The following is a 16,676-nucleotide window of genomic DNA, read 5'->3' as shown; positions in this document are numbered from 1 at the left end:
CTGCGCACACTTTCAACCCCGGGGGGATAACCATGCCTTTTGCAAACTTGTCGAACCTGTTTGGCCGCTCGCCCATCAAGCCTATGCAAGAGCATATGGCTCTGGCAGTGAAGGCTGCTGCCGAGCTGATACCTTTTTTTGAAGCGGTTACCAGTGGCGATTGGGCACAGGCCAGCAATATCCAGCAACAAGTGGTAAAACATGAAAATGATGCGGATGAAATCAAAAAGCATCTGCGCTTGCACCTGCCCAAAAGCCTGTTCCTGCCAGTGCCACGCACGGATTTGCTGGAACTGCTCACCATGCAGGATCGCATCCCCAACCGTGCCAAAGACATAGCCGGCATCATTATGGGCCGCCGCATGGCCATCCCCGAAAGTATGAAACCCCAAATGAACGAGTTTGTGCGTGCCAGTGTTGCAGCGGCAGAACAAGCTCTGACAGCTATCAATGAGTTGGACGAACTGCTGGAAACCGGTTTTAGCGGTCGAGAATTAACCGTTGTTGAAAATATGATCAAGGAGTTAGACATTCTTGAAGAGAAAGCAGACCAATTGGAAATTGGTGTGCGCACCTCCCTCTTTGCCCTCGAAGCCCAGCTACCGCCCGTGGATGTGATGTTCCTCTATAACATCATCGACTGGGTGGGTGATATCGCCAACCGTGCCCATGATGTGGGCGGCCGTTTGCAGCTGCTGCTGGCGCATTAATCCTTTACCTAGGGGAATTCAAAAATGACTCTATTTGCTGAATACGGCCAAGTGCTGTTCATTCTGGCGTGCGCTTTTGGCCTGTTTATGGCTTGGGGCATAGGCGCCAACGATGTGTCTAATGCCATGGGCACTTCGGTTGGCTCTCGCGCATTGACCATGAAACAAGCCATTCTGATTGCAATGGTATTCGAGTTTGCCGGCGCCTATCTGGCAGGTGGTGAGGTAACTGAAACCATCCGCAGCGGCATAGTCGAACTGGATGTAATGACCCAACATCCAGACCTGTTTGTATACGGTATGCTCGCTTCGCTTTTAGCAGCGGGTAGCTGGCTGCTTATTGCCAGTATTTTAGGCTGGCCCGTATCCACTACCCACTCCATAGTCGGCGCGATTATTGGTTTTGCTGCGGTGGGCATCTCGGTAGATGCGGTCCAGTGGGGCAAGGTTTGGGGCATTGTAGGCAGCTGGGTTATTACTCCGATGCTTGCCGGTGTGCTGTCCTTCTGGATTTTCCGCTCTGTACAACACCTGATTTTGGATACCGAAGATCCATTCACAAACGCCAAACGCTACATTCCCATTTACATGTTTGCAGTAGGCTTTTTCTTGTCCATGGTGACATTGCTCAAAGGCCTGAAGCACGTGCTGAGCTCCCACCATTTGTCCCTCAGCTTTATGGAAAGCGCACTGATCGCCGCAGTGATTGGCGTGGTAGTGGCAGGCTTCGGTATGTTCTTGCTCAGCCGAATTAGTCAGGATAAAGCCGCTGATAAAGATAACCGCTTCTCAAGCGTTGAGCGCGTATTTGGCGTACTGATGATTTTTACCGCCTGTTCCATGGCCTTCGCCCACGGCTCCAACGATGTCGCTAACGCAGTTGGCCCCATGGCCGCCGTTATAAGTGTTGTGCAATCTGGCGCGGTTGGCGCCAAAGCGGCCGTTGCGCCTTGGGTCTTGCTTCTTGGTGGTGTCGGCATCGTTGTTGGTTTGGCCACTTACGGTTACAAAGTAATGCAAACTATCGGTAAAAAGATTACCGAACTGACTCCGAGCCGTGGTTTTGCGGCTGAGATGTCTGCCGCCGCTACAGTCGTTATTGCCTCAGGCCTTGGATTGCCCATTTCCACCACCCACACACTGGTTGGCGCGGTATTGGGTGTTGGCTTGGCGCGCGGTATTGGCGCCCTGAACCTGCGCGTTATTAGCGGTATTTTTGCCTCATGGGTTATCACCCTGCCTGCAGGCGCCGGCTTGTCTATCCTGTTCTTCTATTTCTTTAAAGGTGTATTCAGCTGATAACCAGCTATACCTCAAGCCCGAGCCGGATATCCGCCTCGGGCTTTTTATTGCCCGCAAACCAGCACATGCTTGCATTTTGCGGCGCAATGGCCGATAACTTCGCGGATGTTTTATTGCGAGCCTGATCATGACCATCGACCTCAAACGCTACCAATACCAACTGCATAAACTGGTAGCACTGCCCTCAGTAAGCTGCGGTGTCGCCCAATGGGATATGGCCAATCAAGCGGTCATTGATCAACTGGCCAACGATTTTTCTGACCTGGGTTTTAGCACCCGCGTGCTGCCACTTGCGCAAAAAGGCAAGGCAAACCTGCTTGCCACCATGGGACAAGGCGAGGGAGGGCTGGTGCTGGCAGGTCATAGCGATACCGTTCCCTATGACGCCAACCGCTGGCAGTCAGACCCTTTTAGCCTCACCGAAAAAGATGGCAAGCTCTACGGCCTGGGTGCCACCGATATGAAAGGTTTCTTCCCGGTGATCATGGCTGCCGTGGAACCTTATCGTCACAGACAATTCAAGCATCCGCTAATCGTGCTGGCGACAGCTGACGAAGAGAGCAGCATGAGTGGTGCGCGAGCGCTCGCCCGGGAAGGACTGGGCGGTTTATCGCCACGTTATGCCGTGATTGGCGAACCGACCAACCTGACACCAATTCGCGCTCACAAAGGAATTATGATGGAGGCGATAAGGGTGCGTGGGCATAGCGGCCATTCATCCAACCCAGCACTGGGTAATAACGCACTGGAAGCCATGAATCAGGTTATGACCGAGCTGTTGGCGCTGCGCAGCGAACTGCAACAACAATATCGCGATCCAACATTTGCCGTGCAAACCCCGACATTGAATCTCGGCTGTATTCATGGCGGCGATGGTGCCAATCGTATTTGTGGCGATTGCGAGCTGCATTTTGACCTACGCCTGCTCCCCGGCATGAACAATGAGGAGTTGCGTGCAGCCATCCAGCGCCGCCTGACGCCCATCGCTGAACGGAGCGGGACTGATATCGTGTTTTCCTCGCTGTTTGAAGGGGTAGATCCCTTTGGGGAAGACAGTCACAGTGAGCTGATAAAAATCTGCGCTGAATTAACTGGCAATCCCAGCGATAGCGTTGCCTTTGCGACTGAAGCGCCCTTTATGCAACAACTGGGAATGCAGACGGTTGTGATAGGCCCTGGCTCCATCGATCAGGCACACCAACCCGATGAATTCATCCCCCTTAATCAAATTGAACCAGCTGTTAAATTATTACGTGGGTTAATCGAACGCTTCTGCTTGTAACGCCAACTTAACCCCGATCACTCACTCTTAGTTTTGGGAAGACATATACAGTGCCTGCAAACACTCAGGATTACGTCAAATGGTTTCGTCATTCCACCCCCTATATCAACAGGCATAGTGACAAGACCTTTGTGCTCATGTTGCCGGGAGAGGCGATAACACACGCCAATTTCCACAATATCGTCCACGATATCGCCCTGCTTTGCAGCTTGGATGTACGTTTGGTACTGGTACATGGCGCGCGTCCACAAATCGACGATCGCTTGCAAGCAGCAGACACCTTTAGCCGCTTCCACAACAATTTGCGCATCACCGACAGCGAAAGCCTGAGCCTGGTTATTCAAGCGATTGGCGAAGCGCGCACCATAGTCGAAGCAGCGCTATCAACGAGCCTACCCAACTCCCCTATGCAAGACGCTGATATGCAGGTAATTAGCGGCAATTTTGTCGTGGCTATGCCCCATGGAGTCATCGATGGTATTGATTTACAACACACAGGCAAAGTTCGAAAGGTTCACACCAAATCACTAAACGCAGCGCTCGACTCAGGCGCCGTGGTGCTCTTATCACCACTCGCCTATTCGCCCACTGGAGAAATTTTTAATCTCTCTTTCAGCGATGTTGCCACCCATGTCGCCAGTGCTATCAAGGCAGACAAGCTATTGGCATTTGTTGCAGGCAATGGCTTGAGTGACCATGAGGGCAATCTTATCCGTCAGTTATCGCTGCCGGAATGTAAGGAGTATCTGGCAAACCGAGGCGAAACCATGACGGCAGACCTGCAACAGGCAGTGAGCGCCTGCTACCTGAGCTGTTTACAAGGCGTGCAACGCGCCCAACTTATCAGCTATGAAACCGACGGCGCGCTGCTTACCGAACTCTTCACCCGCGACGGTCTGGGCACCATGATTTACTCTGGCCAATACGAGCAACTACGTATGGCCAGCATTGACGATGTTGCTGGCATTCTGGAACTGATTCGCCCCCTTGAGGAACAGGGTATTCTGGTGCGCCGCTCGCGCGAATTGCTGGAGACTGAAATCAATCAATTTCATGTGATGGATAAGGACGGCACCATCGTGGCCTGCGCAGCGCTCTACCCCTATGGCGATATGGCTGAACTCTCCTGCGTGGCGACCCATCCTGAATACCGCAATAGCGGGCGTGCCGCCCAGTTGCTGCAGCAGATGGAAAACCAGGCACGCAAACTGCGAGTGAAACAACTTTTTTTGTTAACGACACAAACCGCACATTGGTTTATCGAGCAGGGGTTTGTGCAAGGCAAGCTGGAAGACTTACCGGTTGAACGCCAGCGGCTATACAACTACCAGCGCAATTCAAAAATATTTATCAAAGCCCTCTAACTTACATACTTATGCTTGCGGCCCGGCCCAAAGGCGCGCCGCAATCACAAACCCCACTCTTCCAGTAAATTCCCGCATGTGCATTGATATGCCGATTAGAGGCGATTTCTGCTATGATTTTGCTCATTTCACCCACCAATTGCCAGCGCCGCTAGCCGTCTGCTAGCGGCTCCACGAGGTCATTTGCTATGCCTATTTACCGCTCCAAAACCACCACCTCCGGCCGCAACATGGCCGGCGCCCGCGCACTATGGCGCGCAACCGGAATGAAAGATGGCGATTTTGATAAACCGATTATCGCTATCGCAAACTCCTTCACCCAATTTGTGCCCGGCCATGTCCACCTGAAAGACCTTGGGCAACTGGTAGCGCGTGAAATTGAAAAAGCTGGTGGCGTGGCAAAAGAATTCAACACTATCGCAGTGGATGACGGCATCGCGATGGGCCATGACGGCATGCTGTATAGCCTTCCCAGTCGTGACATTATTGCCGACTCGGTTGAATACATGGTCAACGCCCATTGCGCCGACGCAATTGTGTGCATTTCCAACTGCGACAAAATAACCCCAGGCATGTTGATGGCGGCTATGCGCCTAAACATCCCGGTTATTTTTGTTTCCGGCGGGCCAATGGAAGCCGGCAAAACCAAGCTTGCAGAGCATAAACTCGACCTGGTTGATGCTATGGTAATCGCCGCCGATGACTCAGCCAGCGACGAAAAAGTAGAAGCTTATGAGCGCTCCGCCTGCCCTACCTGCGGCTCTTGCTCGGGCATGTTCACTGCCAACTCTATGAACTGCCTTACGGAAGCACTCGGTTTAAGCCTTCCAGGTAACGGCTCACTGCTCGCCACACATGCAGACAGAGAACAACTCTTTTTGGAAGCAGGTCGTCGCATCGTTGAAATCACAAAACGCTATTACGAACAGGACGACAATAGCGTCCTACCCAGATCTATCGCCAGCTTCGAGGCCTTCGAAAATGCCATGGCACTTGATATAGCAATGGGTGGTTCAACCAACACAATCCTTCACTTGCTTGCCGCCGCTCAAGAGGGTGATGTGCCCTTTACAATGGCTGACGTTGATCGTATGAGCCGCAAGGTTCCGCAGCTTTGTAAGGTCGCACCCAACACCCAGAAATATCACATGGAAGACGTACACCGGGCGGGTGGTGTAATGGCGATTCTTGCTGAGCTAAACCGCGGAGGCTTATTCCACAATCATCTTCCCACTGTGCATAGTAAGACGTTTCAAGAGGCTCTGGATAAATGGGACATCATCAGCACCTCCTCCGAGGCTGTGGCTACCTTTTATAAAGCTGGGCCTGCAGGAATTCCAACTCAGGTTGCGTTCAGTCAATCCACCCGCTGGCCAAGCCTTGATGGCGATCGCGCAGAAGGCTGTATTCGTTCAGTAGAACACGCTTATAGCAAAGAGGGTGGCTTGGCAGTGCTTAAAGGCAACATTGCAGTAGATGGCTGCGTGGTTAAAACCTCTGGTGTTGACGAAAGTTGCTGGGTATTCGAAGGTAAAGCCTACGTAGTAGAGAGTCAGGATAAAGCAGTTGCCGATATTCTGGATGGGAAAGTCAAAGAAGGCGATGTAGTGGTCATCCGTTACGAAGGCCCTAAAGGTGGGCCAGGAATGCAAGAAATGCTTTACCCTACCAGTTATTTAAAATCCAAAGGTTTAGGTAAGGCCTGTGCATTATTAACCGATGGTCGCTTTTCCGGTGGAACATCGGGTCTATCCATCGGCCACGTTTCACCCGAGGCTGCTGCGGGCGGTGCCATTGGTCTGGTTCAAACAGGCGACATCATCCGTATCGATATTCCAAATCGCAGTATTAATGTTGCCCTTACTGATGCCGAATTGAATTCACGTCGCACCAAGGAAGAAGCCAAAGGCCCACTAGCCTGGAAGCCAACTGAAACTCGCCCACGCAAAGTTTCTGCCTCACTAAAAGCTTACGCAATGTTGGCGACAAGTGCAGACAAAGGGGCAGTGCGTGATTTGGATAAACTGCTATAAAACTCAACCTATCCTAAGAAGCGCATTTAACGGCTTCTTAGGAGCAGCCTGTTAAGGCATTTTGAAAACGCTATTAGGTAGCTGTTGCCCAAAGCTACCTCGCGCCTCTTCGTGGTTTTTTCAGTAAACGATCAAATCTTCTTAAGGTGTCTTTGGTCGCTTCACTTAATTGGTTAATCTGTAAATCGCCTTGCATTAATGAGTTCAACTCGACACATACCTTACCCAAGTCAACATGGTTGACAGAGTAAAGAAATAAGAATTGTTGCTCCTTCCTATCTGATACCAATCCCACCTTGGATGCAATTTCCAACGCATTACTATAAATGGCGACTGCACGATCAATATTAAATCTGTCGTCAGGAAGGATTCTTAAAGGGGGCATCAAACGAAAATCATGAGTACTCAATCTTTCAAGATCTGATTGAGATTGGTTCATACGAGCGCTGATAGATTGATACAAACCACCGTAAATAAATTTTATCTCCGATAATACTGACAACCTAAGCAAAACCTTAATCACTCCCATTTCATATCGAAGAAGATAGTTCTGATTCCCCTCTAATTTCGCTTCTAGAGCCAATGCCAACAAACAGGTCAGGGCATCTAGCGAATTTAGCGATGATAGGTGAATAAGAAATCTTTTATTAACAGTTCTTTTTCGATAAATAAGACCATTGGGTGCAGTCTCATATAATTTCGAATGAAAAAATGCTGGAAGGGCCAAGAATACTTGCATTAATAGCTTATGAGTTATATCCGTGGCGCCAAGTAAGTGCCAAAGAGGGTGACTGAAAATCGCTTTGGTACCAGGCAGGATTGATTCAGTAATATTTACATTATTCTCTCTAGAAGCAGGCTCCCCCCTGAGCATCCTATTCCAATACCTTGACATATTATTCGACCATCCAGGAGCCATTGTCCCATTAGGGTTCTTATGAGCAGCCAATATTTGGTTTGCACAATCAGCTCCCAGCAGCCCCTTTATTACTTCAGCCCAATATCTGGTCGTGATGGAACGAACTGTGTAGTTCAGTTTTTTGTAATTTTTGAATGAAAACATTTCTAAGATAAATTTCGCATTCGGTATGCCACAACCGCTAAAAAATCATAACACTTTGAAATATAAGTACTTTATTTATTTTTCTATATATTTGACTGGTTGTTAGCCCCTCAAAAAAGCCATATTAACTCAATCCAATCACAGTTAGTCTGGCTCTGTCACTTAGAAACTAGGATAAATAACTTTGGCTACTGAAAAAGAAGTCGAGCTGCTGGCAGCTCATTTAGAGGAAAAAATAATGACGCTGCACGGAACGGCTCTTTTAACCGGCAAATCTCTATCCAATTGCCTTGGATACCGATCCACAGAAGCGCTTAGGCAAGCGATAGTAAGAAAAACCGTACCAGTTAAGGTTTTCTCAATTAAGAGTCGACGCGGAAAGTTTGCTCTTGCTAAAGATGTTGCCTTTTGGTTGGCGAAGCAGAGATTAATGAATGAAACACCTGAAAATAATGAGGTAAATCAATGAGATAAATAAATCTAGATAAATAAGAGAGGGGCTATAAAAGACAAAAGCCAGATGCGGCAAACATCTGGCTTAAGTGGTTCATCAAAGATTTAGACGGCCTTTGATTCCCACGATTTTGTTCTTTTCATATTAGGTTGTCAACACGGTAATCATATTTTGATTGCCGGGTTAGGCCTCCTATTGCCTCAGTCATCCAAGTTTACAGATTAATGCGCCAGACGGGTACAGTACTGCGGCGGCGCAAGGCTGATCCTATGGGGCAACATTGGTTATTATCCCGGGCGGTAAGGGATTTATCGCTTATTGATATTGCAGACATGTCAGAACAAGACGCTTTTATATTCTTTCGCAAGCAGAGATGGGGAGTTAAAGATGAGCAATCCTGCCCTACATGCGGTGTTTTAGATTCTCATTATTTTCGCAAAACACGGTTTCAGTGGAGATGCAAACATTGCGATGCATATTTTAGTGTTACCACAAAAACTCCATTGGCTGATCATAAACTTTCATTTAAAAAAATGTTATTGATGTTGTTTGAATTCACCGCCAGCCCTAATGGCATTTCAGCATCATCTCTCTCAAGAAAGCTCGGGGTGACCTACAAAACCGCTTGGGTGTTCTGCCATAAATTGAGGGAATCCATTACCAGAGCTATCGATAATGCTCCGTTTTCCGGAGAAATCCATGTTGATGGCGGCCACTTTGGGGGCAAACCCAGGAGTGGGCAATTTAGGCATAAAGCCAAACCAGAGGATATTGCCAATAAAATTAAGCTTGGCAAAAGCCAAGGTGCAAAACGTAGCTCCCAGTCGAGAGCAAACTTTAATCGAAAAAAACGTAACCGCAGGATTGTGATGGTTATTCGAGAAGTTGTTCCTGGATTGGGGGGAGTTAAAACTCGCTGTCTGCTTAGTCTTTCTGAAGATGAAAAAACCGCTAAACATATTGCGCAAAATTATATAAAGAAAGGAAGTTTGGTGAGAACAGACGAAAGCCCAGCATACACAAGCTACTCAATGTATTTTACGCATGAGACAGTTGAGCACTCAAAGGAGTATTCAACTGTTAATGGCGTAAATAATAATCAGGCGGAGTCATTTTTTAGTCGCCTCAGAAGAAGCGAGTATGGAGTTTTTCATCGAATGATGGCTAAATACATGATTGATTATGCAAATGAAATGGCCTGGAGAGAAGATTGCAGAAAGAAAACGGAAAAGGAAAGACTTTCTGATTTGCTAGGAAAAACTTTGAGTGCTGGGTTATCAAAATGGTGGAGAGGCTATTGGCAAGGAGCAAAGCGTAATGACGAGATGCGAGTGCCAATTGACTAACCAATAAAAGTGATGGAGCAACAATTTCAAGAATTGTTCCTATGGACACCACTTTTTCCCTGTTGTATTCGCAGTTATAGCTTATAAATTTAGAATTACAGCTCGTAATTAAAATGTAAGCTAAAAAATCCTCATTAAAACAAATGTATATTGGATAATAAACATGGAAAAAACAAAAGGGTTAGATCAATCATTTACTGTAAAAAATTTCCAGCGACTTCTTAAAAGGACTGATTTCCATGGAGAGAACGGCTACAGAAGTATTGATCAGTTATTACCAAGACTAACGAGCCTTGAGGAAAGTATTTCAAATTCCCATTTTCAGTTTAGTCCTTTTCAAAGAGGAAAAATTAATGGATTTCAATATATTTCCGCTGGCTCATTAGAAAATAGACTTTTGATGAGAAAACTTGATGATAATGTAAAGAGAATATTCAGAATAAAATCCAGCAATAGAAATTCCATAGTCTGGTTGACTAAATATCTGGCGGAAGAAAAGACTAAGTTCTATGTATTGAAGCTAGATTTAAAAAGCTTTTATGAGTCAATTCCTCATGCTGAAGTTATTAAGAAAATACAAGAGAATAATCTGCTCTCGAATGGCTCAAAAACATTACTCACAAAATATTTAGATACTATAGCATCTCATTCCCAAGGTGGACTACCTCGCGGCATTTGCCTTAGCTCCACGCTTTCAGAATATTACATGCAACCCATAGACAAACGGATAAAAGAGATTGATGGGATTTATTACTATGGGAGATTTGTAGATGATATTGTAATTTTTTGCTATAGAAATCCAAGAGATATCTATAACCAAATAAAAAAAATAATTAAATTACCACTATCGTTAAATTCCGCGAAAACACGAATTATGTCTAGCGAAAAAAATGATGGCTACAATGATATAGATTTTGATTTCTTGGGTTACAGGTTCAGGAAAAATGAACAGCTAGAAGTAGATATAGCAAAGAAAAAAAATAAATAAAATAAAAAGTCGAATTATATATTCAATACTGGATTTTTCTGAAACAGGTTACGATAACATTTTCTTTAAAAGAATAGAGTATTTGGCTAGTAATTTTAAATTATCTGGTGCAGAGAAAAAACAAAATATAATTTCTGGTATTCACTACAATTATCATCTGGCAGAAGCGTGCGAAAACTCACTAAAAGGCCTAGACTCGTTTCTTAGATATCATATTTTTTCAAATGACGGACTTGCCAAATCCAGAAATATATTAATGTCAAATCAACTTCAGATGAGGCTTAAAAGAATTTCATTTGTAGCCGGATTCAAGAATTTAATAACCCATGATTATGCAATGAGCGACATATCGTTTATTAAAAGGTGTTGGTATGGAAAATAAAAAAAAGGTAAGGATAACAGATAGGCATAGAGCGTTACTGACGGAGACATTGCCGTTTGAAAAGCTATTTCCTTTCACGAATGTTTCTTTCCATTCATCTGTAAATAAATATATGAACAGCTTGCCAAGTCTTTTGGAAAAGCTGCTGATTACAACATCATATACTATTCCCTATGATTACCATATCACCAGTAAACATGGATCTTCCAGGGTTTTATCCATAATTCATCCAGCAAAGCAAATTGAAATCTCATCTTTTTATGAAAAAAATAAAGACTATATTTTGTATCTTTGCAGCAAAAGTGAATTCTCCCTTCGTCGCCCATTCGCCAACTTCAAATATTACTATGCTGACAACGAAAGCAAAGATGAAGAAAATGTTTTAGATAATGACGGCAATGTTGAAACAGCTGGCGACCCATTTTCAACAGAGTCAAGCACATATAGATCTTTTTTCGTCTATAAGCCATATAGCTATCTTTTCAATTTTTATGATTCATGGAAATTTCTTCACATTGAAAAAAAGTTTAAATATCTGGAAATGCTGGATATTTCAAAATGCTTTTACAATATATATACGCATACGATTGGGTGGTCAGTTAAAGATAAATGGTATGCAAAGTCCAACTCAGGAAAAGGAAAAATTAGCTTTGAAAGTGAGTTCGACAGACTAATGATGGAAAGCAATTACAATGAAACAAATGGGATTGTTGTAGGCCCTGAGATATCAAGAATATTTGCTGAGATAATTCTTCAAAGAGTAGACCAAAATGTCTCTCGAAAGCTTCATTCCGCCGGGATAAAGATCAAAGAAAATTACACTATATGTCGGTATGTTGATGACTATTTTATATTTACAAATAATCTTTCAGTGCGGGATAAAGTAATAGAAGCATTAAAATCTGAATTAGTTAAAATAAAATTATACATAAATGAAGGTAAAACTGAGTCATATGAACGACCATTCATGACCTCAGAATCAAATGCAAAAATAGAAATATCACGTGTTATCGATGAGTTTTTCGAGAAAGCAATTACTGCCGAGGGTTATAACAAATATTTTAATCCTAGATTATCATGCAATCAGCTTTTGCAAAACATAAAAAAATGCGTCACTGCAAACAAAATCGATTTTTCCAGTATTTCAAGGTATGCACTGCAATCAATATCATCCATAGCAAAGAAAACATTAAAAAGCTCGACTATCACAGATGATCAATCTATTGAGCTTTCACACTATTTAATAAATGTCATGTTTGTCCTGTATTCCTATGATAGCAATTACAGAACGACAAATATTATTTGTTTGTTTTTTTTAGATATATTTAATCACTTTAAAATTGAGAATAGCAAAGTTAAGCCAAACATTGCTCGGGTTTTTTTGAGCAGGCAACAAACCACATAAAAACAAAAATCGACAACAACATTAATTTAAATGTTGAAGAGTGGAATCTAATTCTTGTTTTAGGTGAAATATGGGAATATGAAAAAATCAATCAAAATACGCTAATTTATTGGCTTGAGAAATCCAAAAAACATCACTCTGATGATTTTTGCTACTTTTCTATTATTACTATCATTTACTATGCGTCAAATCATGCCGAATATCATTTTTTACAAAAAAGTTATTGCGATAAATTTTCAGAATATTTTTCTTCAAAATTTAATCCAATATGCTCTCACGATGTAATACTTGTTTTAGATTTGATGTCTTGCCCATGGATTGGTGTTGATTATAAAAAGCAATGGGCAAAAGCTATCCATAGAAAGGTGGATTCAAAAATTGGCGATCAAAAGTTGAATTTTAATAGTAAGAAATTTTTAGATTTCACCTCCAAGCGCATATGGTTTATGGATTGGCGAGCAAAGAATAAACTTTTCGAGTTCTTGAAAAAGGCAGAACAAAAGTCGCCATATTAAGGAGTTGAACTATAATTTTTGCGGTGTTACGATTTGAGTAAGTGGGTGGGCGTTCCGCATATTACTCTGTTTGGCTTTTTCAGGTAATGCAATATTTGAAAGACTGAATGGATGGACGTGTACGAAAAATACACGACACACTAAGGTGCGCCTGCTCACTTATATATAAAATCAGAATCGAGCCGGATTCAACACCTATATAACTGGATCGCCGACCAGGCAAACTGTCATAGCATCTCAATTTAACCTTTTATAACGAGAATCTTTGTAAGTATTCCCTGAAAAGGTTATGGCAATATTGCCTTTATACGCCATATTTTTTAATTGTTTTCGCACTGATTTTAATAGAAGTTGATCGGATGCATCATTAGCTGCTGAAATAATAAACTCACCCATGCAGTAGTAGAAAATTTCTGAAACAGAGGCATCCTGACCTTCAGGAAGAGAGCCAAGATATTTATATATCAATTTGGTTACCTCCCCATAAGCCAATCCAGATTGCTTTGTTTTCTTTCTTAGAGAAGGGATGTCACTGGCGGTTATAGGCACCTCATGAAGACCTATAACCTTTTTCAATGGCTCAATTTTATCAAGTAGTAACTTTCTCTGGCGATATATCTCGTTTAGCTGCCCATCGAGCTGATTTAGCTGTTGCATGTGCTTTTGGTAAGTAACCATTAGCCATTTTAAAGATGAGGGTATTTTAGCGTTCATGGGGGAGCATGATATATGTTCCCCCAGAATATTCATGTGCAACAGCTACCTAATAGCGTTTGAAAACGAAAAAGCCAGCATACGCTGGCTTTTTCGTGACCAATGATCCAACTCTCAATTACTGCTGTGCTAAAGCACTTAATCTCGCTTTTTCACGCTCAGAATAAGTTATCCATTGATTGGCGACTTTGGAGCTTCTTGCATCTTTAGCGGCCTCCTTGAAAAATTTGACAGCCTCATCAAAATTCTTCAATTCAAACTCAGCTTGAGCAACGGTTATGTTTGCGTGATCAACACGCTTAATACCGCCTTTTCTCAACGCATCGCGACCCCATTTAGATGCTTCTTTGAATTTATCGTTAGCAAGGTATGCTTGTGCCAGACCAATGATCAGCTCACCATCAGTGGACTTTTGAGCAGCCTTTTCATACTCAATTAAAGAATTTTTAGCATCCTGAGAAAGACGATATGCGTCAGCCAACAGTTTCAAGTTCTTTGCAGTGGGTTCAATAGCCTTGTCTGTGTAGATACCCTTCTTCAAAACTTTGGTTGCCTTGTAGGGCACTTCCGCTTCGAGGAATGAATAAGCTAAGTTGACCAGGTCTTTTTCTGTAGTCACACCACCCATCAGATAACAAGTCTCAAGTGCATGCAGCGCATCTTGAGTACGATCCATCATGCGATAAACCTGCGACAACTGCTTCCAATACTGAGACTTGGGATAATGCTTGATAAGCTTTTCAAGAACAACCAAACCGCTCTTGTAATCTTCTTTATCAAAATACAAGCCACGCTGCAGGATGTACCAAGACTCAGCTGGAACTTTGCCTGCAGACTCTTGAGCCTTGACCGCTTCATTAATATTTAGCAGCGCATTGTTATTATCTTCTAGCTGATAATAAAGCGTAGCAAACATGTATGAATCTTCAGGCTTCAAAGATTCTGCATAATCTGTCCATTTGAGCAATGTTTCCAATGCTTTTTTTGGATTGTCCAGTTGCGAGTACAGCTGGCCAACTATACGAATAGTTGATGCCTCTGTAGCCAACGGCATGTTCGGCGTCTGGGCAAGCATTTTGTTAAAGCTTTCGATTGCCTTAGCATAATTCTCAGCACCAAGATGGGCATAACCGGTGTACTGATGCAAAAGCACCAACTCGTAAGCATTAGCTTTAGCTGAGTTAGCAGCCATTTCATTTAGCAATTGCATAGCTTTGCGCGGATCAGGCTTAACCGACTCATCCTGAGGCTGCAGATAATTGGCAGCTTCAGTAATCTTTTTACCGAAAGACTCAGTTACATTGGGAAACTTACGCTGCTGCGCTGAGGCATATTTATTTTTTGCCTTGACTTGCGCATTAGCAACACCAATCTCAAAAACACCCGGAGCAAAAGTGTTGGCAGCGTTATTAACAACAACCGGTGCCAGAGCAATGGCTGTTGCTAACAAAGTTTTACCAAGAGCAACAGAAACAGAAGGTAGCACTTGTCTCATTTCTTTTACCCCTTTATTTCTGCATGGTGTATGTGAAGCGATTCTTTACACCAGGAACTTCAACTGGCTTCCCATCTACGACTTTTGGTTTGTATTTAAACTTAAGTGCAGCTCTCACAGAAGCACGATTAAATACAGAAGTTGGTTTGCCGTCTTTTGTAATACATTCGCTCTCAATTGGAACGGGATCTCTGGTTGTGCCTGTCTCTGTTACCGTATAGACAACTGTACAGAAACCCTCAATGCCACGCGACAAAGCAGTACTCGGATATTCTGGCGGAACTTTAACTATAGGAAGATACTCACCCTCACTAAAAGCTAACGAACCACTTCCCACATCTATACCCGCTTTAGCAATTGGAGCCGTCATGTTCAGCGCCTCGCCTGAAACATTGGGCGCCTCAAATTCAGGCTCCGGAAGATCTGGAGGAGTTTCAGGTGCCTCAGGTTTTTCTGGTTTGGCATCTTCAAAGCGAGTTTCGATTTTTGTATCAGGCATATTGATATCAGGAATTTTCACAGTTTTTTTCTGTGAGACATCACCCAAATCATTATTAACCAACTGATACATTAAAAATAAAAGCAACAGGGTTGTTACAACCCCCAGAAGCCCTGCTATACCTATTTTTGCGAAGTTCATAGCTACCTATTTCTCTTCAGTGGAGACAGAAACATCAGTAACACCAGCCTCACGAGCGGCGTTAGCGACCTCCAATACAAATTCAATGCGAGCTTTGGTATCCGCCTGAATTGAAACTGAACCGTTAGGATTATCGGCACGCATACGTTCAATCACCTTAACAAGTCCCCTAGGATCGACCTGCTTCTTATCAACCCAAATCTCATTGTCATCTCCGATAGCAATAAGAATGCTTGCATTAGGCTTGGAATCGCCAGTAACTGCGTCCGGTCTAACGACCTCTTTCCCAGCCTCTTTGATAAACGTTGCAGTAACGATAAAGAAAATTAGCATAATGAAGACAACATCAAGCATCGGCGTGAGGTCGATAGCCTGGGGTTCTTCATCTGGTTTTGCGTTGTTCCTGCTCATGAGACATCTCTTAATTACAGGTTAATACTGCCGTTCACTCAGTGATCCATAGTCAAATGGTCAGCAAATAAGCGATCTTCACGCTCAGCAATTCGAGTGAGGTACGTGTTAACAAATAGACCGGATAACGCAGCAACCATGCCCGCCATGGTAGGGATGGTAGCCTTAGAAACGCCACCCGCCATTGATTTAGCATCACCACCACCAGTCAGAGAAAGAACACTAAACACTTCAATCATACCAGTCACAGTGCCTAAGAGCCCCATAAGTGGGCAAAGCGCAATTAACGTGGTAATCATGTCCAGATTCTTATTGATCTTCGCTGACATACGCGAAACCATCGCCGCACGAATTTGATGCGCGTTCCACGATTTGCGCTCTTTACGCTGCTCCCAGCTATTCAAAGCCTGTTGGACTTCACCTTTTAGACCACCTTTAAAGTAGACTACTCGTTCAAACACGAGAGTCCACATTAAAAAGGTAAGGGCGGCGATGTAATACATCAATGGCCCGCCCTGATCCATAAAGGCTCCAATGGCTGCAAAAGCGTCCGTTAAAGCCTGCATCTTTTT

15 protein-coding genes are annotated in these 16,676 nt (G+C 43.9%); 9 read left to right on the top strand and 6 right to left on the bottom strand.

Annotation, left to right across the window (positions count from 1 at the left end; translation table 11 throughout):
• The first annotated feature begins 32 nt into the window (after positions 1-32).
• From ACFODX_RS09320 to ilvD, 5 genes are all read left to right on the top strand, one after another.
• On the top strand, positions 33-710 hold the full coding sequence (locus ACFODX_RS09320) for a TIGR00153 family protein (RefSeq protein WP_378118382.1): 678 nt from the start codon (positions 33-35) through the stop codon (positions 708-710).
• Between the two features lie 24 nt (positions 711-734).
• On the top strand, positions 735-2,009 hold the full coding sequence (locus ACFODX_RS09315; RefSeq protein WP_378118380.1) for an inorganic phosphate transporter: 1,275 nt from the start codon (positions 735-737) through the stop codon (positions 2,007-2,009).
• Between the two features lie 130 nt (positions 2,010-2,139).
• The gene (argE, locus tag ACFODX_RS09310; RefSeq protein WP_378118378.1) at positions 2,140-3,294 is read left to right on the top strand and encodes an acetylornithine deacetylase; all 1,155 of its coding nucleotides are present in this window, start codon (positions 2,140-2,142) and stop codon (positions 3,292-3,294) included.
• A 50-nt stretch (positions 3,295-3,344) separates the two neighbouring features.
• Positions 3,345-4,658: an amino-acid N-acetyltransferase gene (gene argA / locus ACFODX_RS09305; protein ID WP_378118376.1), complete on the top strand. Its 1,314-nt coding sequence runs from the start codon at positions 3,345-3,347 to the stop codon at positions 4,656-4,658.
• 188 nt (positions 4,659-4,846) lie between these two features.
• Entirely contained in the window at positions 4,847-6,691 is a 1,845-nt protein-coding gene (gene ilvD, locus ACFODX_RS09300; protein WP_378118374.1) for a dihydroxy-acid dehydratase, read from the top strand.
• Between the two features lie 94 nt (positions 6,692-6,785).
• Here ilvD and ACFODX_RS09295 read toward each other — a convergent pair whose 3' ends face one another.
• A complete protein-coding gene (locus ACFODX_RS09295) occupies positions 6,786-7,754 on the bottom strand; it encodes a hypothetical protein (protein WP_378118372.1) in 969 nt (322 codons plus the stop codon).
• A gap of 184 nt (positions 7,755-7,938) precedes the next feature.
• Here ACFODX_RS09295 and ACFODX_RS09290 point away from each other — a divergent pair, with 184 nt between their 5' ends.
• The 4 genes from ACFODX_RS09290 to drt3b all read left to right on the top strand — a co-directional run bounded on the left by ACFODX_RS09290 (position 7,939) and on the right by drt3b (position 12,329).
• The gene (locus tag ACFODX_RS09290; RefSeq protein ID WP_378118370.1) at positions 7,939-8,223 is read left to right on the top strand and encodes a hypothetical protein; all 285 of its coding nucleotides are present in this window, start codon (positions 7,939-7,941) and stop codon (positions 8,221-8,223) included.
• 209 nt (positions 8,224-8,432) lie between these two features.
• Positions 8,433-9,554, top strand: a complete 1,122-nt coding sequence (locus ACFODX_RS09285; RefSeq protein ID WP_378118368.1) for an IS1595 family transposase — start codon at positions 8,433-8,435, stop codon at positions 9,552-9,554.
• A gap of 163 nt (positions 9,555-9,717) precedes the next feature.
• A complete protein-coding gene (drt3a, locus tag ACFODX_RS09280; protein WP_378118366.1) occupies positions 9,718-10,542 on the top strand; it encodes an antiviral reverse transcriptase Drt3a in 825 nt (274 codons plus the stop codon).
• A gap of 371 nt (positions 10,543-10,913) precedes the next feature.
• The gene (gene drt3b / locus ACFODX_RS09275) at positions 10,914-12,329 is read left to right on the top strand and encodes an antiviral reverse transcriptase Drt3b (RefSeq protein WP_378118364.1); all 1,416 of its coding nucleotides are present in this window, start codon (positions 10,914-10,916) and stop codon (positions 12,327-12,329) included.
• A 752-nt stretch (positions 12,330-13,081) separates the two neighbouring features.
• Here drt3b and ACFODX_RS09270 read toward each other — a convergent pair.
• From ACFODX_RS09270 to ACFODX_RS09250, 5 genes are all read right to left on the bottom strand, one after another.
• Positions 13,082-13,558, bottom strand: a complete 477-nt coding sequence (locus ACFODX_RS09270; protein ID WP_378118362.1) for a hypothetical protein — start codon at positions 13,556-13,558, stop codon at positions 13,082-13,084.
• Positions 13,559-13,676: 118 nt separating this feature from the next.
• Positions 13,677-15,053: a tetratricopeptide repeat protein gene (locus ACFODX_RS09265; RefSeq protein ID WP_378118360.1), complete on the bottom strand. Its 1,377-nt coding sequence runs from the start codon at positions 15,051-15,053 to the stop codon at positions 13,677-13,679.
• A 13-nt stretch (positions 15,054-15,066) separates the two neighbouring features.
• Positions 15,067-15,693, bottom strand: a complete 627-nt coding sequence (locus ACFODX_RS09260; protein ID WP_324259992.1) for an energy transducer TonB — start codon at positions 15,691-15,693, stop codon at positions 15,067-15,069.
• Between the two features lie 6 nt (positions 15,694-15,699).
• A complete protein-coding gene (locus ACFODX_RS09255; protein ID WP_378118357.1) occupies positions 15,700-16,104 on the bottom strand; it encodes an ExbD/TolR family protein in 405 nt (134 codons plus the stop codon).
• 38 nt (positions 16,105-16,142) lie between these two features.
• Positions 16,143-16,670, bottom strand: a complete 528-nt coding sequence (locus ACFODX_RS09250) for a MotA/TolQ/ExbB proton channel family protein (protein WP_378118355.1) — start codon at positions 16,668-16,670, stop codon at positions 16,143-16,145.
• Positions 16,671-16,676: the final 6 nt, after the last annotated feature.

The organism is Cellvibrio fontiphilus, from assembly GCF_042646205.1.
GTDB lineage: Bacteria > Pseudomonadota > Gammaproteobacteria > Pseudomonadales > Cellvibrionaceae > Cellvibrio > Cellvibrio fontiphilus_A.
This window is presented reverse-complemented; position numbering and strand designations above follow the sequence as displayed.